Source organism: Rhizobium sp. LC145, from assembly GCF_001005825.1.
Lineage (GTDB): Bacteria > Pseudomonadota > Alphaproteobacteria > Rhizobiales > Rhizobiaceae > Neorhizobium.
In genome coordinates, this window is sequence record NZ_LBHV01000005.1 from 131,131 (window position 1) to 150,265 (window position 19,135).

Below are 19,135 nucleotides of genomic sequence, written 5' to 3' on the forward strand. Positions count from 1 at the left end.
CCGGCAGATGACCCGCATTCCCTTTCCCGAGATGAAATATCCGCTGGTCGCCATCCTGCGCGGATTGAAGCCGGAAGAAACCGAGGCCGTCGTCGGCGGGCTGATCGAGACCGGCTTCACGGCAATCGAAATCCCGCTGAACTCGCCGGAGCCGTTCAAGTCGATCGAGATCGCCGCGAAGCTTGCGCCTGCAGATTGCCTGATCGGCGCCGGCACGGTGCTGACCGTGGAAGACGTTGCAAGCCTCGATGCGGCCGGCGGCAAGCTGATGGTGAGCCCGAACGTGGAGCCGGATGTCATCCGCACCGCCGCCGCCAAGGGCATGGTGACCCTTCCCGGCGTCTTCACCCCCACCGAAGCGCTCGCCGCGGCGAAAGCCGGCGCGACAGGACTCAAATTCTTCCCCGCAAGCGTGCTCGGTCCTTCCGGCATCACCGCGATCCGGGCAGTCCTGCCGAAGGATCTGGTGATCGCCGCAGTCGGCGGCGTCTCGGACGAGAATTTTTCCGACTACATCAAGGCCGGCATCAGCGCCTTTGGCCTCGGCTCCAGCCTTTACAAGCCGGGCATGAGCGCCGAAGAGGTCGTCAAACGGGCGAAAGCGACGCTCGCCGCCTATGACGCGGCGGTTGCCTGAAGCCACCGCCATGAGCGCGCTCCCGGATGAAATCGAGCTGCCCGCTAATCTCCAAGCGCGCCTTGCCGGCTATGACTGGCAGCAGAATATGCTCGGCCGGTCTTCGGCAAGCGTGTTTCGGCTGGAGGCGGCGGATCGCCCTACCCTCTTCCTGAAGCATGAACCGGCCGGCCCGTTCACCGAACTTCCGGATGAAGCCCTGCGGCTGCGATGGCTTGCGGCGCAGGGCATTCCTTGTGCCGCCGTTGTGGCCGAAGCCCAGGATGCGGAGCGCAACTGGCTGCTTCTGACCGCGGTCGAAGGTGAGGACCTTGCATCCGCAGACGGAATATCCGCCGCAGATCGCGTCACGTTCCTGGCGGATGCGCTCCGAAGGCTGCACAGCCTCGATATCGCCACCTGCCCTTTCGATCACCGGTTGGAAAACCGCCTGCCGCACGTCCGCGCACGCATGCAGGCAGGTGTTGTCGATGAAAGCGATTTCGATGACGAACGGATTGGCCGCTCCTCCGAGGAGCTCTACCGCGAGCTGGAAACGCTGAAACCGGCGAACGAAGACCTCGTGGTTACCCACGGCGACGCCTGCCTGCCGAATATCATGGCCGACCCGCGGGGCTTCACCGGCTTTATCGATTGCGCCCGGCTGGGATTGGCGGATCGGCATCAGGACATCGCGCTTTCCTGCAGGAGCATCCGCTACAATCTCGGGCAGGAGTGGGTGCAGCCTTTCCTCGATCTCTACGGTCTGCCGAGTCCCGACCCTGCCAAGCTTTCCTATTATCGTTTGCTCGACGAATTTTTCTGATGCCGCCCGCAAGGCGTGTTGCCAAACGTAACAACTACGCCTATTAAACCTGTACTACAGGTTTTCAAAAGACGTAGCACATGGAAAACAGCTCGACACAGCATCTCACCGGTGCCGATTTCGTCGGCGGCGCGGTCACCGCGATTGCGCGGTTTATCCGAGAGAACGACCTCAAGCCCGGCGACCGCCTGCCCGCCGAGGCGAAGCTGTCGAAGGATCTGCAGGTCTCCCGAACCGTTATCCGTGAAGCGTTGCGGTCGCTGGCGGCACTGCGGCTTGTCGAACTCGGAGCCGGCAAGCGGCCGACCGTCGCCGAGCTCGACGACGCCTCCTTCTCCATGACCATCGAGCATGGCGTGGTCACCGACCAGATCGACATCCAGCAGATCTATGACGCACGCCGCACGATCGAGGCGCGCACGGCCGCACTTGCCGCGCTGCGGCGCACGGAGGGCGAGGCGCGCGCGATCCTCGGCCACGCGAAGGCCATGGAAGAGAATTTCGGCAATTCCGACGAGGTGATGGAGCACGATCTGGCTTTTCATCTTGCCATCGCCAAGGCTTCGAAAAACCCGGTTTTCGCGCTCATCATCGGCGCCTTTCAGGGCGTCACCCGCCAGACATGGCCGATCGGCTGGAAAAGCCGGGCGAATGACGACGAGCGTCGCGCCATGAACGCTCTCCATCTCGATCTCGCGCAGGCGATTGCCGCGGGAGACCCGCAATCCGCCGCCGACCTGATGAACAGGCACTTTGACCAAAGTATCAAGGCCCTGCTGAACGCCGGCCTGATTTGACCAAACCCAAGGAAACGTCATGAAGATCACCAAGCTCGAAACGGTGCGCGTCGCCGAGCGAACCAATCTGCTCTGGGTCCTCGTCCATACGGACGAAGGCATTACCGGCCTGGGAGAGACCTTTTTCGGTGCGGAAACCGTCGAATCCTACATCCATGAATATGTCGCGCCACGCGTGATCGGCCGCGACCCGCTGCAGATCGATCTGCTCGCCAATGAGCTCGTCGGCTATATCGGCTTCCGCTCCTCCGGTGCCGAAGTTCGCGGCAATTCCGCCTTCGATATCGCGCTTTGGGATATTTTCGGCAAGGCGACCGGCCAGCCGATCGCTCAGCTTCTCGGCGGCTTCAGCCGCAAGGAAATCCGCACCTATAACACCTGTGCCGGCACCGAATACATCCAGAAGAACACCGGGCAGACGACGGCGAACTACGGGCTGACCGGCGGCACGACCTATGACGACCTGAACGGCTTCCTGCATCGCGCCGATGAACTGGCGGAATCATTGCTGGAGGAAGGCATCACCGCCATGAAGATCTGGCCGTTCGATGCGGCGGCCGAAAAGACCCGCGGCCAGTACATCTCCATGCCGGACTTGAAGTTCGCACTCGAACCCTTTGAGAAGATTCGCAAAGCCGTCGGCGACAAGATGGACATCATGGTGGAATTCCACTCCATGTGGCAGCTCCTGCCTGCGATGCAGATCGCCAAGGCTCTGACGCCCTACCAGACCTTCTGGCACGAGGACCCCATCAAGATGGACAGCCTCTCGAGCCTGAAACGCTATGCAGAAGTCTCGTCCGCGCCGATCTCCGCTTCGGAGACGCTTGCGACCCGCTGGGGATTCCGTGACTACCTGGAGACTGGCGCCGCCGGCATTGTAATGCTCGACATCTCCTGGTGCGGTGGCCTTTCGGAAGCGCGCAAGATCGCCTCCATGGCAGAGACCTGGCATCTGCCGGTCGCGCCCCATGACTGCACGGGTCCCGTGGTGCTTTGCGCCTCCACGCATCTTTCGCTCAACGCGCCGAACGCACTGGTGCAGGAAAGCGTTCGTGCTTTCTATAAGACATGGTATCGCGATCTCGTCACCGCTCTTCCCGAAGTGAAGAACGGCATGATAACCGTGCCGCCGGGTCCCGGTCTCGGCATGGAACTCAATCCGGAACTCGAACGCGCCTTCACCGTCAGCCGGCGCATGTCGGACGCATCCGACATCTGAATTATACTGCAAGGGAGGAATAATTGACGACAACGACGACAACCGCGGCGGAGCGAAAAATCTCCGCCGCCACCGGTCCTTTGCTGATGCTGCTCGGCATGGTGATGTTCGCGCTGAACGATGCCATGGGCAAATGGCTCGTCTCGTCCTACGGGCTGGGCCAGGTCGTATTCCTGCGCAGTCTCGCGGCGCTCGCGATCCTGATCCCGATGGTCTGGATGGCGGGCGTGGCGAGCCTCACGAAGGTGGAGCGGCCGAAAATGCAGTTCGCCCGTGTGGTCTTCTCCACGGCCGAGGTCTTCTGCTTCTATTATGCCGTCATCTACCTGCCGCTCGCAGATGTCATGACCTATTGGCTCGCAGCGCCGATCTATGTAGCGGCAGTCTCGCCTTTCCTGCTCGGCGAGCAGGTCGGATGGCGGCGCTGGACCGCCATCGCCATCGGCTTCGTCGGCGTCATCATCGCGCTGGAACCGTCGAGCGCGATGTTCACCATGCCGGCGGTGATCTCCATCATCGGCAGTGCGGCTTTCGCATTCATGCTGATCACCGGGCGCTTCCTGCGCGGCACGCCGGACAGCACCCTGGTCTTTTTCCAGGTCGTAGGCGCCGGGCTGGCGGGACTGGCCTTCGTTCCGTTCGATTGGGCGCCGATCGCCTCAAGCCGCGACCTGCTGCTGCTAGGCCTGCTCGGCATCGTCGCGATGTCGGCGCATATGCTGGTCAACCGGGCGCTCAAGATGTCGGACGCGGCAACCGTCGCGCCGCTTCAGTATACGCTGCTCCTCTGGGCGGTGGTTTTCGGCTGGCTCTTCTTCGGCGACGTGCCGCGCCTCGGCATGATGATCGGCGCCGCGCTCATCATCGCCTCCGGCCTCTTCATCTTCGTGCGCGAGCAGACGCTCAAGAAGAAGGAAAAGGTCCTGCCTGCCGTTCCCGAGTGACAAACGAAAAGAACCCGCGGCCGAACAAGCCGCGGGCTCTCTGATGCAAAAAAGGCCGTGCCCTTGGGCACGGCCTTTTCCGTTACTTGCGGATTTCGTTCAGCTTGGCGACGATGCCGTCCACGACGTCGGCGCCGATCGCAGCCTTGTGCTTTTCGTAGACAACCATGGACTTCTCGCGGATGCGAGCCTGCTCTTCCGGAGAGAGCGTGTTCACTTCCAGGCCGGCTTCCTTGATCTTCTCCAGCGACTTCTTGTTCAGGTCGGCGATGACCTGACGCTCGACGTCGCGGCCGACGACTGCGCATTCACGCAGAGCAGCCTGCTCTTCCGGGGCATAGGTATCGAAGATCGGCTTCGAGAACAGGAAGAGGAACGGCGTATAGGCGTGGTTCGTCTCGGTGACATACTTCTGCACTTCGTAGAACTTCGAAGTGTCGATCGTCACATAGGGATTTTCCTGCGCGTCGATCGCCTTCGTCTCGAGAGCGGAGAATACCTCGCCGAAAGCCATCGGAGTGGCGTTGGCGCCGAGGTTCTGGAAGGTATCGAGGAAGATGTTGTTCTGCATGACGCGGACCTTCAGGCCCTCGAAGTCTTCCCATTTGGTGACCGGACGAACGGAGTTCGACAGGTTACGGAAACCGTTCTCCCAATAGGCAAGGTTGACGAGGCCTGCAGCTTCCAGCTTCTCGTTCATCATGTTGCCGAAGTCACCGTCGAGCACGGTATAGGCTTCCTGAGGATTGGCGAAGAGGAACGGCAGGTCGAACACGCCGAGCGCCGGAATGATGCCGACGAGCGGCGAGGACGAAGTCACGACAGCTTCCTGAACGCCGGAACGCAGGGCCTGGGTCGCCTGCAGGTCGCCGCCAAGAGCACCGCCCCAGAACGCGGTGAGCTTCAGCTTGCCGCCCGACTTCTCGTCCAGGCACTTCTGCATGGCCTCAATGCCGTTGCCGACAGGATGGTCGGCGTTGATGCCGTTGGAGACGCGGATGTTGCGGTCGCTAAATTCGGCGAAGGCCGGAGCGGCCGCCGAGCAGGCGAATGCGATTGCAGTTGTCGTCAGAAGCAGCTTTCTCATTTTGTCCTCCCTTGGACGGTTGTTTGAGAAGGTTGATCGGAACAGTTTTAGTGCAGCCAGCGCGCGGGCACGATGACAAGGTCCGGGAACAGAACCAGCAGCAAGAGCACGACCGTCTGCGCCACCAGGAACGGCCACACACCCACGGTTACTTTTCCAAGCGGGATGCGGGCCACGCCGCTGACCACGTTCAGCACCACGCCGACCGGCGGGGTGATGAGGCCGATGCAGTTGTTCATGATGAACAATACGCCGAAATAAACCGGATCGATGCCCGCCTGCTTGATGATCGGCATCAAAACCGGCGTAAGGATCAGGATCGTGGGCGTCAGATCGAGCGCCGTGCCGACGATCAGGACCAGGATCATGATCGCGAACATCAGGAGCGTCGGGCGATCGATGAGCGGCTCGATATAGCGGGTGATTTCCGCCGGAATGTTCGCTGCGGTGATCAGCCAGGCCGAAACGAGGGCCGCGCAGACCAGGAACATGATGACGGCGGTCGTCTTGGCCGCCTGCAGGAAAACGCGAGGCAGATCCGTGAACTTCAGCTCCCTGTAGATAAACAGGCCGACGAAGAGCGCATAGGCGGCAGCCACCACCGCAGCTTCCGTCGGCGTCACCACGCCGGCCTTGATGCCGCCGAGGATGATGACCGGCATGCCGAGCGCCCAGAGAGCGCGGCCGGTCACCCGCAACCGTTCCTGTGCCGATGCCTTCGGAAGGGTCTCGACATTGTCCTTGCGCACGACCCACAGCCAGGTGCCGATCAGAGCAATGCCCATCATGATGCCGGGCACGATGCCGGCCATGAAGAGCTGCGTGATGGAGACGTTCGCCGCCACGCCGAAGACGATGAAGGCCATGGACGGCGGGATGACCGGTGCGATGATGCCGCCGGCGGCAATCAGACCGCCCGAGCGGGGCACGTTGTAGCCCGCCTTCGCCATCATCGGAACGAGGATCGCAGCCAGCGCCGCCGTATCGGCCGCTGCCGAACCGGAGATCGAGGCCATGATGAGAGCTGCGACGATCGCCACGATGCCGAGGCCGCCGCGGATATGGCCGACAAGCGCAATGGCGAAGTCGATGATGCGCTTCGACAGTCCGCCGGAATTCATCAGCTCGCCGGCAAGGATGAAGAAGGGAATGGCAAGCAGCGTGAAGGTGTCCGCACCCGCGATCATGTTCTGGGCGATGATCTGGGTATTGAACATCCCCATGTACCACATGAGGACGACGCCGCAGAACATCAGCGAGAAGGCGACCGGAACCCCGATCGCCATGGCGCCGAGAAGCGAGCCGACAAAAACGAGAAGTGTCATCAGGTACGCTCCGCCATCTGTTCGATCGTCAGGTTTTCACCCGCGAAAGCAGCAATTTCCTCTTCGGTCACGCGGCCCGTGACGAGCCGGAGGAGCCGTTCCAGAGCGATGATGGTGCATCCTGCGCCGGTGAAGAAGCCGATCCCGTAAACCCATGCCATGGAGATGCCGGTGACCGGAGCCGTCATGCTGGCGTTGATCGGATACTGCTTCCAGGTGCCCCAGAAGAATATCGCCGAACAGGCGATGATGATGATGTTCGACAGGATCATGCAGATGATGCGACCCTTGCGGCCGAAATGCGCGACCAGGGTTTCCACCCCTAGATGGCCGTGCTCGCGAAATGCCACGACCGCGCCCACGAAAGTGAGCCAGACGAAGAAATAGCGGGACAGCTCTTCCGAAACATTGAGACCGGAGTTGAAGCCGTAACGGAGAACCACGTTGACAAAAACCATGATCGCCATGGCCGCAATCATGATAATCAACAGGATTTCCAAGGCTTTATAAAAGAGATCGATTGCCTTCTGCATCTTCCCTCCCAAAATCTTACAAGAGGCCGCGTTGAGCCAGGTTTTTCATCAATGATCCGAGACCGAAAGTCCACTCGGCACAGTTATCGCTGTGCGCGACCCGGTTGACCAGACGGCCGAGCTTCGGCGTCGAGATTTCCACCCGGTCGCCAATCTCGTGAGTGAAGCCGAGGCCTGCGCCGCGACGATCCTTTACGGGTGCGAACATGGTACCGAGGAAGAACACGACACCATCCGGATATTGATGATTGCGGTTCAGAAGCTGCGATACGAGATCTTCCGGGCTGCGGCTGATCGCCGACATCGGACTGATGCCGGTCATCGTGAAGCCGTCCACGCCCTCGACGATGAGCGAGACTTCCGCCTTCTTCACGTCCCCGATCGTGAAAGCGCCGTCGAAGAGGCGGATGAAGGGACCGATCGAGCAGGACGCGTTATTGTCCTTCGCCTTGCTGAGAAGCAGCGCGGAGCGGCCTTCGAAATCGCGCAGGTTCACATCGTTGCCGAGCGTGGCGCCGACGATCTTGCCCTTCGACGTGACGGCCAGAACCACTTCCGGCTCCGGATTGTTCCAGTCGGACTTCGGGTGGATGCCGATCTCGGCACCGCAACCGACCGACGACATGGGCTGCGCCTTGGTGAAGATTTCGGCATCGGGACCGATGCCGACTTCCAGATACTGCGACCACAGGCCGAGTTCCTGGAGCAGCTTCTTGACCTCGGCCGCCTTTTCGGAGCCCGCGACGAGGCCCTTGAGGTTGTCGCCGAGAACGGGGGCCAGCCGGCCGCGGATCTCCTGCGCCCGCAGCGGATCGCCCTTGGCCTGTTCCTCGATCACCCGTTCCAGCATGCTGTCGGCGAAGGTGACGCCGGCCGCCTTGACGGCCTGCAGGTCCGCGGGCGCCAGAAGCTCGCCGGCTTCGCCATTCAAAAACGCATCAATAGGACCGAGGCTTGAAAAACGCGACACATCGCGCAAACTGCCGACAAGGTCGTCGATTTCAAGAAGGGCTGAAATCGTCGCGGCAAGCGGAGTAAGGTCGAACACCTCTCCGCCGGAGACCAGCACCGGGCAAGGCCCGCCTGCGACGTTGGACCAGACACGCCCGACGAGCACCGCGCTGGATGCATCCGCAGGCAGGATTAATTCGGCGCTCAGCGCCTGCTCGAAACTCACCAGAAATCCTCCGCTCATCCCGAAGCCCGGAGTACGGGCTCAACATTGTCAGGATGTCTGACAACGAGACGACCCGCTTCTAGTATGACTTTTCGGCCCTGTCTAGGGCGCAGGCGAGCCGGCCTGAAAAGTCTGTTAATTCCAACAGACCTCGGCGGGCCCCTGCCCCACCGGACGAAAGTTCTTCAACCCTAAAAACTTTCGATCGTCAAATCCAGGCGAGCCGCCGCTCCGTTCAGATGATACCGCATCGCCTCCCGCGCCTTGACGGGGTCGCGCCCTGCCACCGCATCGCGGATGGAGACATGTTCCGCGATGGTGACTTCGACGATCTCCTCCAGGATTGCCGCCGCACGCGCCGCATTGATCGCAAGGCTTATCCGTTCGGCGATGAAGCCGATGAAAAGCGGGAAATATTCGTTATGGGTCGCCGCCGCGATCGCGCGGTGAAAGGCGAGGTCGGCGACGATCCCCTGCTCGGTCCATTTCTCCGCGCCGGTCATCTGCTCAAGCGCTTCGTCGATCTTGGCCAGCTCCTCCGGCACGTGATGGATGGCGGCAAGTCCCGCCGCCTCGATCTCCAGCGGGATGCGGAGCTGGAAGAGATCCCGGAAGCTTTCCCGGTTCGAAAGGTCCCCCTGCTCGATCCGCAGCGATTGGCGGCGTTCGATTTCCGTGGCGAACGCGCCGACACCCTGCCGGGTTTCCACCAGCCCTTCATTGCGCAATTGAGCGATCGCCTCCCGCACCACCGAGCGGCTGACCCCGAAGGTTCTCGCCAGCAGGTGTTCCGTGGGCAGCTTCTCTCCGGGCGAGATACGCCCCTCGCTGATCTCCCTGCCGATCTGCGCCGCAATGCGCGCGGGCAAATGCTCGCCCCGTCTGATCTGACTGAAATCGATCGTCGCCAAACCTGCTCCTCCCTGCAATCAAGAAGCGTCTTTTCCAGCAATTCTGCTAGAAGTTCAATTGACAACCAGGATTCATGATCATCTCGGGGTCAATGGCATGCTTGAGCGCCGTCAACAGCTTTCGGCGGGTCTCGGGCAGCCTGGCATCGAAATCCGGGCGCTTCAGCCGGCCGATGCCGTGCTCGGCGCTAATGCTGCCGGTGTAGCGATCGAGGACCTCGTTCACGACGGTCTTGGCCTTGTAGATGCATTGGACGCGCTCTTCGGGCGTGCTGCCATCCGGAGGTAGCACATTGAGATGCACGTTGCCGTCGCCGACATGACCGTAGGAAACGCTGACGGCGCCCGGAAGCGCCTCGGCGACCGCCTTTTCGGCCTCCTCCACGAAGCGCGCGAGATCCGAAAGCGGCACCGAAATATCCGTGCGCATGTGAGCGCCGCGCTTCGCCTGACCTTCGTTCATGCCTTCGCGGATCAGCCACAGATTTCGGGCCTGGTTCTGGGACGCCGCGATCGTCCCGTCGACGACGAGGCCTTCCTCCATCACGCCTTCCAGGAAGCGCTGCATCAGATCGTCGATATCGACGAGGCCGGAACCGGAAATCTCCATCAGCACGTAAGCCGGATATTCCGCGGAAATCGGCACCGGCAGATCAGGTATCGCCTCCTGCGCCAACGTGAAGGCGAGCGGCGGCATGAACTCGAAGGCGGACATCAGGTCGCAGCAATCGCGCCGCGCCTGACGATAGAGCTTGATGGCATCTTCCAGGGAGGCAAGCCCGAGCAGCGCCGTCGCAACCTGATCCGGATAAGGAGTGAGCTTGACCGAGACGGCGGTGATGATGCCGAGCGTGCCTTCCGCGCCGATGAAGAGCTGCTTGAGATCAATGCCTCGGTTGTCCTTCCTCAACGTCGAAAGGCCTTCGAAGATGCTGCCGTCCGGCAGGACCACTTCGAGCCCGAGCACCAGTTCGCGGGTCATGCCGTAGCGGAGCACATTGATGCCGCCGGCATTGGTCGAGACGTTGCCGCCGATCCGGCAGCTTCCCTGCGCGCCGAGCGCAAGCGGAAAGAACATGCCTTTTTCCGCGATTGCATCCTTGAGTTCGGAAAGGATGCAGCCTGCCTCCATGACGGCGGAAAAATCATCGGCATCGATCTTGCGGATGCGGTTCATGCGCTCCAGCGACAACACCACCTGCTGTTCCGGGGCATCCGGAATTCCGCCGAGCACGAGGCCGGTATTGCCGCCCTGAGGCACGATCGAAAGCCCGAGCTCGCGGCAAGCCTTCACGGCAGCGGCCACCTGCTCGGTGGAGCGAGGCCGAATCACGGCTACCGCGCCGCTGGTCACGTCGCCATGCCAGTCGCGGCAGTAGCGGAGCATCTCATCCGCTTCGCTCAGCACGATATCCTCGCCGAGCATCCGGCGCAGCGCTTGCCGCGGTTCCGCAAGGCCCTTCGCATCCTCTACCGTGCCCATCACTCCGCTCGTCATGTTCCTTGCCTTTCCTCCGCGCTCTTGAAGAGATCGGCCCACGCGCTGCACGCGTCCAACAATCTTCCTCGATCCGCTAATATCTTGTTTTCAAGCGAAGCATATAAGGTTATCAGACAACCGTACAAGATAATTTTTTCAACCGCATGACCCGGATCGGGCGCGTGCGGCTTCAGCCCAGGAGGAGACATCCGAATGCATATCCTGATCATCGGCGCCGCCGGCATGGTCGGCCGCAAGCTCACCCAGCGCCTCGTCAAGGATGGCGCGCTTGACGGCGAGCCGGTCGAGAAGCTGACGCTCATCGACGTGGTTACGCCCGAGAAGCCGCAGGGCTTTAACGGCACGGTTGTCGCGCGCGAGGGCGATCTATCCGCTCCGGGCGAAGCCGAAAAGCTGATCGAGGGCCGTCCGGACGTCATCTTCCATCTTGCCGCCATCGTCTCCGGCGAAGCCGAACTCGATTTCGACAAGGGTTACCGCATCAATCTGGACGGCACCCGCTATCTCTTCGACGCGATCCGTCTTGCCCACAATCAGGACGGCTACAAGCCGCGCGTCGTATTCACCTCCTCCATCGCCGTCGTCGGGGCGCCGCTCCCCTTCCCCATTCCGGACGAATACCATCTGACCCCGCTGACCAGCTACGGCACCCAGAAGGCGATCTGCGAACTGCTACTCTCCGACTACAGCCGCCGCGGCTTCTTCGATGGCATCGGCATTCGCCTGCCGACGGTCTGCATCCGTCCCGGCAAGCCGAACAAGGCCGCTTCCGGCTTCTTCTCCAATATCCTGCGCGAGCCGCTGATCGGCCAGGAAGCCGTCCTGCCGGTTGCCGAAGACGTTCGCCACTGGCACGCCTCGCCGCGCTCGGCTGTCGGTTTCCTGATCCACGGAGCGACCATCGACCTTGAAAAGGTAGGCCCGCGCCGTAACCTCTCCATGCCGGGCCTCAGCGCCACCGTGGGCGAACAGATCGAGGCGCTGCGGCGCGTTGCCGGCGAGAAGGCCGTCAAGCTCATCCGCCGCGAGCCCGACGAGATGATCATGAAGATGGTCGCCGGCTGGGCGCCGGGCTTCGAAGCCAAGCGCGCGACCGAGCTCGGCTTCACCGCCGAAAAGAGCTTCGACGAAATCATTCGCGTACACATCGAGGACGAACTGGGAGGCAAGCTGTGAACGCTCACAAGAAGATTGCCTTTCTCGGCACGGGCTTGATGGGCGCACCGATGGCGCGCCGCCTGCTCGGTGCCGGGTTTAGGGTAACCGTCTGGAACCGTGATCCGGCAAAGGCTGCCCCCCTTGCCGCTGACGGAGCGCAGCTTGCCGCCTCGCCCGCTGAGGCAGTTGCCGGCGCATCCGTCGTTTTCACGATGCTGACCAACGGACAGGCCGTTTCCGACGTGCTCTTCGAGCGTGGCGTCGCCACCGCCCTGCCAGAAGGCACGGTCGTGGTGGATTGCAGCTCGATTGCCCCGCCGGTAGCCCGTGAACATTCCCAAAAGCTTGCCGAAAGAGGCATCCGCCACCTGGACGCCCCAGTCTCCGGCGGCGTCGTGGGTGCGGCGGCCGGCACACTCGCCATCATGGCCGGCGGCGATGCCGCCGTCGTTGAAAGCCTCAAGGATATTTTCGCCGCGCTTGGCCGCGTAACCCATGTGGGCCCAAGCGGGGCCGGGCAGATCTGCAAGCTCGCCAACCAGCAGATCGTAGCAGTCACGATCGGCGCGGTCGCCGAAGCCATGATCCTGGTGGAAGCAGGCGGCGCCTCGCGCGCTGCCTTCCGCGACGCGATCCGCGGGGGCTTTGCTGAAAGCCGTATCCTCGAACTGCACGGCGCCCGCATGGTCGAGCGCAACTTCGTGCCGGGCGGGGCTTCGAGCAATCAGCTCAAGGACTTGAATGCCGTGATGGCCATGGCCGAGGAGCTTTCGCTCACCCTGCCCCTGACGCAGGAAGTGCGGCAGGAGTTTGCCGACTTCGTTGAAGCCGGCGGCACCGAGCAGGATCATAGCGGTCTGCTTCTGCACCTCGAAAAGCTCAACCCGCAAAACTGAGGCCAGCCGATGAGCGACAACACAAAACCAGGGCGCCGCTTGCGCTCGCAGGACTGGTTCGACAATCCGGATCATATCGACCTGACCGCGCTCTACCTCGAGCGTTTCATGAACTATGGCGTGACGCCGGAGGAGCTGCGTTCGGGCAAGCCGATCATCGGTATCGCCCAGAGCGGCAGCGACCTCACGCCGTGCAATCGTGTCCACATGGACCTCGCCAAGCGCGTGCGCGACGGCATCCGCGATGCCGGCGGCATTCCGATCGAGTTCCCGACCCACCCGATCTTCGAAAACTGCAAACGCCCGACAGCGGCACTCGACCGCAACCTCGCCTATCTCGGCCTCGTGGAAATCCTCTATGGATACCCGCTGGACGGCGTGGTGCTGACGACCGGCTGCGACAAGACCACGCCGGCCGCGCTCATGGCGGCCTCGACGGTGGACATCCCCGCGATCGTGCTTTCCGGTGGCCCGATGCTGGACGGCTGGCACGAAGGCGATCTTGTCGGCTCCGGCACGGTGATCTGGCGCATGCGCCGCAAGTTCGCGGCCGGTGAAATCGACCGTGAGGAATTCATGCAGGCGGCGCTCGATTCGGCACCGTCCGTCGGCCACTGCAACACCATGGGCACGGCTTCCACCATGAATGCCATGGCCGAGGCGCTCGGCATGTCGCTGACCGGCTGCGGAGCAATTCCCGCCGCCTATCGCGAGCGCGGCCAGATGGCGTATCGCACCGGCCGCCGCGCCGTGGAGCTCGTCTTCGAAGACCTGAAACCTTCCGACATCCTGACACGCGAAGCCTTCCTCAACGCCATCCGCGTCAATTCGGCGATCGGCGGCTCCACCAATGCACAGCCGCATCTGGCCGCCATGGCGAAGCACGCGGGCGTCGATCTCTATCCGGACGACTGGCAGGTGCACGGGTTCGATATCCCGTTGCTCGCCAATATCCAGCCGGCGGGCGCATATCTCGGCGAACAATATCACCGTGCCGGCGGCACGCCCGCCATCATGTGGGAACTCCTGCAGGTAGGAAAGCTCGACGGAAACTGTCGCACCGTCACCGGCAGGACCATGGCCGAGAACCTCGAGGGCCGCGAGGCGACGGATCGCGAAGTGATCCTCCCTTTCGATCAGCCGCTCAAGGAAAAGGCAGGTTTCCTGGTACTGAAAGGCAATCTCTTCGATTTCGCGATCATGAAAATGAGCGTGGTTTCAGAGGATTTCCGCAAGCGTTATCTCCAGGAGCCGGGCCGCGAAGGTATCTTTGAAGGCAAGGCGGTCGTCTTCGACGGTTCGGAGGACTACCACAAGCGCATCAACGATCCCGAGCTCGGCATCGACGAAAACACCATCCTGGCGATCCGCGGCGCAGGACCGCTCGGCTGGCCTGGATCGGCGGAAGTCGTCAACATGCAGCCGCCGGATCACCTCCTGAAACGCGGAATCACGAGCCTGCCGACCATCGGTGACGGACGCCAATCCGGTACGGCCGACAGCCCTTCGATCCTCAACGCATCGCCGGAAAGTGCTGCCGGCGGCGGCCTCGCCTGGCTCCGAAACGGCGATGTCATCCGCATCGACTTCAACCAGGGCCGCTGCGACATGCTGGTTTCCGATGAGGAAATCGAGAAGCGCAAGGCGGACGGCATTCCGGCAGTTCCGGCCGATGCCACACCCTGGCAGCGCATCTACCGCAAGTCCGTCACCCAGCTTTCCGATGGCGCCGTGCTTGAAGGCGCCGCCGACTTCCGGCAGATCGCCAAGACCATGCCGCGCCACAATCATTGACACGGCACCCGTGAGGGGCGGCTTCGGCCGCCCTTTTTCGGCTCAGACAGCCATTTCGAGATCGACGCCGCTCCTGTTCCAGACCCGCCTCGGCCAGGGATTGACGCCGTCGCGCAGCCAGAGAAGCGTATCGAGCCAGAAACCTGCCGCATGCCTTGAATGGAAGAGGCTGAAATGGCCGATCTGCTCGTAGCCGAGATCGGCCGGTGAAAGATGAACGGCTAATCGGTCGCAGCCCTCGTAATAATCCAGCGCCCTGCTCACCGCCCGCGGTGTGGCGATCTCGTCGTCACTGACGGAAATGGCGAGGATGGATGCCGCGACCGAGGAAAAGCGGCGGAGATAAAGCGCGCGCTTTTCCTCCGGATAACTCAACTCCATACGGGCGCGCCGGAAGCTCCACTCGTTGGCGACCCCTGCCGGAAGGTCCTCCAGCCAACCCAATCTGCGCCCCGGAAAATAGCCGAGAAGGGCAGTCGCTACCGGCATCGCCACATGCCATTTGAGGAAAAGCCGCGCTCTCCGCGAGGGCGCATAATCAGGCCAATAGGCATACTGCGCACCGATCGTGAGCATGCGGTCGATGAGAAATGCGCTCTGCGCTAGCCCCGGCAGAAAGCCTCCGATGCTGTGGCCCACCACCATGAGAGGGCCGCTCCCCTCTCCGCTCGCCAGCCGCAGCGCCGCATCGAAATCATACTCGCCCCATTCGCTCCACCGATAGCCGCACCCTCTGAGGTTCGGCGGCCGGGATGCGCCGATCCCGCGATAATCATAGGTGAGCACGGTGAAGCCGTGCTCGGCCAGGAACTGCGCATAATAGTGGTAGTAACGGGCCCGCACGCCGGTCGCCGGATTGATGACGACGGTTCCCTCCGCCGAGCGTGACCCGACCGACCAAAGGTGGCCCGCAAGGCTCACGCCATCGGCACAGGCGATTGCAACGGGTCTTCCCTCGACAGTCATGAAACACTCCCCTGCTTCCCGACAAAAGCTAGGGCAAGTTCGCCATTGTGTATTCATTGGTCGGTATACTTTTCGAGCATGGCGAAGACCGATACCGACACCCGAGAGCGCATCGTCGCGACCGCCGCGAAGCTGTTCTACATGAGCGGCGTTCGCGCAGTCAGCATGGATGCCATTGCCGAAAAGGCGGATTTGACGAAGCGCACGCTCTATTATCATTTCAGGAGCAAGGACGATCTGATCGCCGCTTATCTCGAGGAGCGGGATCATCCGAACCTTGCCCTCTTCCAGCGTTGGTATGAGGAAAGTCCGGGAACGGTTGCCGATAAGGTGGAAAGCCTCTTTCGCAATCTGGCGCAAACGGCGCGCCACACGAAGTGGCGCGGATGCGGCTTTCTTCGCACCGTTGCCGAGCTGGCCGACATGCCGGGCCATCCGGCGGTCAAGGCCGCCACGGTTCACAAGAAGCGTGTGGAGGACTGGCTTGCCGAGACACTCGAAGGCCCTATCCCGCACGCCGATTCAAAAATTCTGGCGCAGCAGGTCATGCTGCTCATGGACGGCGCCTTCGCCGCCGCCCTCACCCATCGCGATCCCCGCTATATGGAGACCGCCGGCAAGGCAGCCTCCACCCTCATCCGCGCGGCGCAGGCCGGCAGCAGCGCGGCCTAGATCACCGCACTCATGCCGCCATCGACATAGATGATCTGGCCGTTGACGTAGTTGGAGGCGTCGGAGGAAAGGAAGACGGCGGCGCCGACGAGTTCCTCCGGCTTGCCCCAGCGGCGCGAGGGCGTGCGGCCCTTCACCCAGGCATCGAATTGCGGATTGTCGATCAGCGCCTGGTTCATGTCCGTCAGCATGTAGCCGGGTCCGATGGCGTTCGCCTGGATACCGTGCTCGGCCCATTCCGCGGCCATGGCCTGCGTCAGCGTCTTGATGCCGCCCTTCGCTGCCGTATAGGGCGCGACGGTCGCACGGCCGAGCCCGCTCATCAGCGAACCGATATTCACAACCTTGCCCCGCTTGCGCGGCAGCATGCGCTTGGCCGCCTCGCGGGAGACGATGAAGGCGCTGGTGAGATTGGTATCGATCACCCTCTGCCAGTCGGCGGTTGCGAGTTCCACGATCGGCTTGCGATACTGGACGCCCGCATTGTTGACGAGGATATCGACCTCCACGCCATCGGCATCGAGCTTCTCGAAAGCCGCCACGACCGAGGCTTCGTCCGTCACGTCGAAGGCGGCGGCGCGAACGGAAAAACCTTCTCCGCGAAGCGCGGCAGCGGCTTCCTGCAGCCGTTCTGCATTGACGCCGTTGAGGATGACCGAGGCACCCGCCTCGGCAAGCCCTCGGGCGATCGCCTGACCGAGGCCGCGAGACGAACCGGTCACGAGAGCCGTACGGCCCTCAAGACTGAAGAGTGAATTCGGCACCAAATTTCTCCCATCGAATGTACGGACAAAGTATGCCGAAGCCATAAGCGGCCATGCCAGCCACGTCCAGCCCGAATGGGGGTCGATCGGTTCGTCTATGAAGGAATAAAGCCAGATGGGCATAGCCGAGCGCGGTTTATTGACGGCGATCGCAGCCTTCCGGTCTGGGCCGATCAGGAAGGCATGAAAAAACGGCGCGGAAACGATCCGCGCCGCTCGTGATCTAACCCTTAGGCCCTTAGGCAGCAGCCGAAGCGTAGCCTTCGGTCGAAACTTCCGAGATCGTCTTCAGAACCTGGGAAGCGATCTGGTAGGGGCAACCCTGCGAATTCGGGCGGCGATCTTCGAGATAGCCCTTGTAGCCGTTCTTGACGAAAGAATGCGGAACGCGGATCGAGGCACCACGGTCGGCAACGCCGTAGGAAAACTTGTTCCACGGAGCCGTCTCGTGCTTGCCGGTCAGGCGCTTGTCGTTGTCCGGGCCGTAAACGTTGATGTGGTCCATCAGGTTCTTTTCGAACTGCGCCATCAGCGCTTCGAAATAGGCCTTGCCGCCGACTTCGCGCATGAACTTGGTGGAGAAGTTGCAGTGCATGCCCGAGCCGTTCCAGTCGGTGTCGCCGAGCGGCTTGCAGTGATATTCGACGTCGATGCCGTACTTTTCGGTCAGGCGCTGCAGCAGGTAGCGTGCCATCCAGATCTGATCGGCGGCTTTCTTGGAGCCCTTGCCGAAAATCTGGAATTCCCACTGGCCCTTGGCCACTTCGGCATTGATGCCTTCGTGGTTGATGCCGGCGGCGAGGCAAAGGTCGAGATGCTCTTCGACGATTTCACGAGCAACCGGGCCGACATTGGAGGAGCCGACGCCGCAGTAATACGGACCCTGCGGAGCCGGGTAACCCTGCTCCGGGAAGCCGAGCGGACGGCCGTTTTCGTAGAAGAAGTATTCCTGCTCGAAGCCGAACCAGGCGTCTTCGTCATCGAGAATGGTGGCGCGGCTGTTGGACGGATGCGGCGTAACGCCATCCGGCATCATGACTTCGCACATGACGAGAACGCCATTGGTGCGGGCCGGATCCGGGTAAACGGCGACGGGCTTCAGAACGCAGTCCGACGAGCGGCCTTCGGCCTGCATCGTGGACGAACCATCAAAGCCCCAGAGCGGGAGCTGATCGAGCGTCGGGAACGCTTCGAATTCCTTGACCTGCGTCTTGCCGCGAAGGTTCGGGGTCGGGGTGTATCCGTCGAGCCAGATGTACTCGAGCTTGTATTTCGTCATTTGAACTCTCTCATAACTGATGCTGCAACGATGAGCACACATCCTGGCCAGACCGCTGCCGAAGCACGATCCGCCATCGGATGCCCAAGACGAAGCATTTTGCGTGCCAGTTGCCTTCCGAACGAACCAGATGACCGCTTTCAAGGCATTTCCCTTCGCCGGATTGGCACAATCGCAACAGTTGATGGGATGCTTCCCACCCCGTCCGCCGCACACCAAGACGCGCGGCCGGCCTTCACGGAAAATTTCGGCCGCCGGAACTCCTCGCTGCCGCAAACGTTGGCAGCGGGCCGTTCATTGGGCGGGGCCGAGTGCCCGCAATAGTGACAATGAATGGTCATAAAGAGTGCAACTGCGCAAATTATGTGCTAACTCTCTATTCCGTCGAACCACCCATGGATGGGAGGGATTTAGATGAATGCTAATTCCGAACGCGTCTCGGCAAAGATCTATCAGTTTCCATTGAAGGGCCTGCGCCAGAATCGGGACCTTCAACGAGCCCGACCCGATATCGACCCTGCCGTGGCGGATTTTTCGGACGCCGCATTCGGCGGCTGCTGGTATCACGAGGAAGCCATCAAGGATTCAGGGCAGGACCGCGACTGACCGGTCTTCGCGCATTTCAATCGATCCACCGCCTGATCCTGGTCGGGATCACCTCGCCCTA

19 protein-coding genes are annotated in these 19,135 nt (G+C 61.9%); 10 read left to right on the plus strand and 9 right to left on the minus strand.

All coding sequences use genetic code 11. The features are described from left to right. Positions 1-7 precede the first annotated feature (7 nt). The 5 genes from YH62_RS16075 to YH62_RS16095 all read left to right on the plus strand — a co-directional run bounded on the left by YH62_RS16075 (position 8) and on the right by YH62_RS16095 (position 4,405). Positions 8-637, plus strand: a complete 630-nt coding sequence (locus tag YH62_RS16075; protein WP_046795263.1) for a 2-dehydro-3-deoxy-6-phosphogalactonate aldolase — start codon at positions 8-10, stop codon at positions 635-637. 10 nt (positions 638-647) lie between these two features. Then, positions 648-1,442 carry an APH(3')-II family aminoglycoside O-phosphotransferase gene (locus YH62_RS16080; protein ID WP_046795547.1) on the plus strand — a complete coding sequence of 265 codons (795 nt, stop codon included), beginning with the start codon at positions 648-650 and terminating at the stop codon, positions 1,440-1,442. A gap of 80 nt (positions 1,443-1,522) precedes the next feature. After that, on the plus strand, positions 1,523-2,239 hold the full coding sequence (locus tag YH62_RS16085) for a FadR/GntR family transcriptional regulator (protein WP_046795264.1): 717 nt from the start codon (positions 1,523-1,525) through the stop codon (positions 2,237-2,239). Positions 2,240-2,258: 19 nt separating this feature from the next. Then, positions 2,259-3,461 carry a mandelate racemase/muconate lactonizing enzyme family protein gene (locus YH62_RS16090; RefSeq protein WP_046795265.1) on the plus strand — a complete coding sequence of 401 codons (1,203 nt, stop codon included), beginning with the start codon at positions 2,259-2,261 and terminating at the stop codon, positions 3,459-3,461. An 86-nt stretch (positions 3,462-3,547) separates the two neighbouring features. Further along, positions 3,548-4,405 (plus strand): DMT family transporter, encoded by an 858-nt coding sequence (locus tag YH62_RS16095; RefSeq protein WP_046795548.1) that lies wholly within the window; start codon positions 3,548-3,550, stop codon positions 4,403-4,405. Between the two features lie 82 nt (positions 4,406-4,487). On the opposite strand, the gene YH62_RS16100 is transcribed toward YH62_RS16095, so the two are convergent. The 6 genes from YH62_RS16100 to YH62_RS16125 all read right to left on the minus strand — a co-directional run bounded on the left by YH62_RS16100 (position 4,488) and on the right by YH62_RS16125 (position 10,936). Continuing rightward, on the minus strand, positions 4,488-5,492 hold the full coding sequence (locus YH62_RS16100; RefSeq protein WP_046795266.1) for a TRAP transporter substrate-binding protein: 1,005 nt from the start codon (positions 5,490-5,492) through the stop codon (positions 4,488-4,490). A 47-nt stretch (positions 5,493-5,539) separates the two neighbouring features. Then, the gene (locus tag YH62_RS16105) at positions 5,540-6,817 is read right to left on the minus strand and encodes a TRAP transporter large permease subunit (RefSeq protein ID WP_046795267.1); all 1,278 of its coding nucleotides are present in this window, start codon (positions 6,815-6,817) and stop codon (positions 5,540-5,542) included. Next, complete coding sequence (locus tag YH62_RS16110; RefSeq protein ID WP_046795268.1) at positions 6,817-7,350, minus strand: TRAP transporter small permease; 534 nt, start codon at positions 7,348-7,350, stop codon at positions 6,817-6,819. The genes YH62_RS16105 and YH62_RS16110 overlap by 1 nt, the downstream gene beginning before the upstream one ends. A gap of 16 nt (positions 7,351-7,366) precedes the next feature. After that, a complete protein-coding gene (locus YH62_RS16115; protein ID WP_082118375.1) occupies positions 7,367-8,545 on the minus strand; it encodes a fumarylacetoacetate hydrolase family protein in 1,179 nt (392 codons plus the stop codon). A gap of 173 nt (positions 8,546-8,718) precedes the next feature. Continuing rightward, a complete protein-coding gene (locus YH62_RS16120) occupies positions 8,719-9,438 on the minus strand; it encodes a FadR/GntR family transcriptional regulator (protein WP_046795270.1) in 720 nt (239 codons plus the stop codon). Between the two features lie 46 nt (positions 9,439-9,484). Beyond that, positions 9,485-10,936, minus strand: coding sequence for an FAD-binding oxidoreductase (locus YH62_RS16125; protein ID WP_046795271.1), 1,452 nt, complete (start codon positions 10,934-10,936; stop codon positions 9,485-9,487). 195 nt (positions 10,937-11,131) lie between these two features. Here YH62_RS16125 and denD point away from each other — a divergent pair, with 195 nt between their 5' ends. The 3 genes from denD to YH62_RS16140 are packed head-to-tail and all read left to right on the plus strand — an operon-like array spanning position 11,132 to position 14,787. Beyond that, positions 11,132-12,115, plus strand: a complete 984-nt coding sequence (gene denD, locus YH62_RS16130) for a D-erythronate dehydrogenase (RefSeq protein WP_046795272.1) — start codon at positions 11,132-11,134, stop codon at positions 12,113-12,115. Then, positions 12,112-12,993 (plus strand): NAD(P)-dependent oxidoreductase, encoded by an 882-nt coding sequence (locus YH62_RS16135; protein ID WP_082118376.1) that lies wholly within the window; start codon positions 12,112-12,114, stop codon positions 12,991-12,993. Before denD ends, YH62_RS16135 begins: the two co-directional genes overlap by 4 nt. A 9-nt stretch (positions 12,994-13,002) precedes the next feature. Beyond that, positions 13,003-14,787 carry an IlvD/Edd family dehydratase gene (locus YH62_RS16140; protein ID WP_046795273.1) on the plus strand — a complete coding sequence of 595 codons (1,785 nt, stop codon included), beginning with the start codon at positions 13,003-13,005 and terminating at the stop codon, positions 14,785-14,787. Positions 14,788-14,829: 42 nt separating this feature from the next. Here YH62_RS16140 and YH62_RS16145 read toward each other — a convergent pair whose 3' ends face one another. Next, positions 14,830-15,753, minus strand: coding sequence for an alpha/beta fold hydrolase (locus YH62_RS16145; RefSeq protein ID WP_046795274.1), 924 nt, complete (start codon positions 15,751-15,753; stop codon positions 14,830-14,832). A gap of 78 nt (positions 15,754-15,831) precedes the next feature. Between YH62_RS16145 and YH62_RS16150 the strand changes: the two genes are divergently transcribed. Then, entirely contained in the window at positions 15,832-16,425 is a 594-nt protein-coding gene (locus tag YH62_RS16150) for a TetR/AcrR family transcriptional regulator (protein WP_046795550.1), read from the plus strand. On the opposite strand, the gene YH62_RS16155 is transcribed toward YH62_RS16150, so the two are convergent. Both YH62_RS16155 and YH62_RS16160 read right to left on the minus strand, forming a co-directional pair. Then, a complete protein-coding gene (locus tag YH62_RS16155) occupies positions 16,422-17,189 on the minus strand; it encodes an SDR family oxidoreductase (RefSeq protein WP_137326506.1) in 768 nt (255 codons plus the stop codon). The two genes, YH62_RS16150 and YH62_RS16155, sit on opposite strands and share 4 nt — an antisense overlap. A gap of 238 nt (positions 17,190-17,427) precedes the next feature. Continuing rightward, on the minus strand, positions 17,428-18,468 hold the full coding sequence (locus YH62_RS16160; RefSeq protein ID WP_046795275.1) for a glutamine synthetase beta-grasp domain-containing protein: 1,041 nt from the start codon (positions 18,466-18,468) through the stop codon (positions 17,428-17,430). 414 nt (positions 18,469-18,882) lie between these two features. On the opposite strand from YH62_RS16160, the gene YH62_RS16165 reads away from it, so the two are divergent. Next, positions 18,883-19,074, plus strand: a complete 192-nt coding sequence (locus YH62_RS16165) for a DUF2735 domain-containing protein (protein ID WP_046795276.1) — start codon at positions 18,883-18,885, stop codon at positions 19,072-19,074. The last annotated feature ends 61 nt before the right edge of the window (positions 19,075-19,135 follow it).

Coding starts and splice junctions, on each gene's coding strand:
- YH62_RS16075 (WP_046795263.1), top strand. CDS start 8: ATGACCCGCATTCCCTTTCCCGAGATGAAATATCCGCTGGTCGCCATC.
- YH62_RS16080 (WP_046795547.1), top strand. CDS start 648: ATGAGCGCGCTCCCGGATGAAATCGAGCTGCCCGCTAATCTCCAAGCG.
- YH62_RS16085 (WP_046795264.1), top strand. CDS start 1,523: ATGGAAAACAGCTCGACACAGCATCTCACCGGTGCCGATTTCGTCGGC.
- YH62_RS16090 (WP_046795265.1), top strand. CDS start 2,259: ATGAAGATCACCAAGCTCGAAACGGTGCGCGTCGCCGAGCGAACCAAT.
- YH62_RS16095 (WP_046795548.1), top strand. CDS start 3,548: ATGCTGCTCGGCATGGTGATGTTCGCGCTGAACGATGCCATGGGCAAA.
- YH62_RS16100 (WP_046795266.1), bottom strand. CDS start 5,492: ATGAGAAAGCTGCTTCTGACGACAACTGCAATCGCATTCGCCTGCTCG.
- YH62_RS16105 (WP_046795267.1), bottom strand. CDS start 6,817: ATGACACTTCTCGTTTTTGTCGGCTCGCTTCTCGGCGCCATGGCGATC.
- YH62_RS16110 (WP_046795268.1), bottom strand. CDS start 7,350: ATGCAGAAGGCAATCGATCTCTTTTATAAAGCCTTGGAAATCCTGTTG.
- YH62_RS16115 (WP_082118375.1), bottom strand. CDS start 8,545: ATGAGCGGAGGATTTCTGGTGAGTTTCGAGCAGGCGCTGAGCGCCGAA.
- YH62_RS16125 (WP_046795271.1), bottom strand. CDS start 10,936: ATGACGAGCGGAGTGATGGGCACGGTAGAGGATGCGAAGGGCCTTGCG.
- denD (WP_046795272.1), top strand. CDS start 11,132: ATGCATATCCTGATCATCGGCGCCGCCGGCATGGTCGGCCGCAAGCTC.
- YH62_RS16140 (WP_046795273.1), top strand. CDS start 13,003: ATGAGCGACAACACAAAACCAGGGCGCCGCTTGCGCTCGCAGGACTGG.
- YH62_RS16145 (WP_046795274.1), bottom strand. CDS start 15,753: ATGACTGTCGAGGGAAGACCCGTTGCAATCGCCTGTGCCGATGGCGTG.
- YH62_RS16150 (WP_046795550.1), top strand. CDS start 15,832: ATGGCGAAGACCGATACCGACACCCGAGAGCGCATCGTCGCGACCGCC.
- YH62_RS16160 (WP_046795275.1), bottom strand. CDS start 18,468: ATGACGAAATACAAGCTCGAGTACATCTGGCTCGACGGATACACCCCG.
- YH62_RS16165 (WP_046795276.1), top strand. CDS start 18,883: ATGAATGCTAATTCCGAACGCGTCTCGGCAAAGATCTATCAGTTTCCA.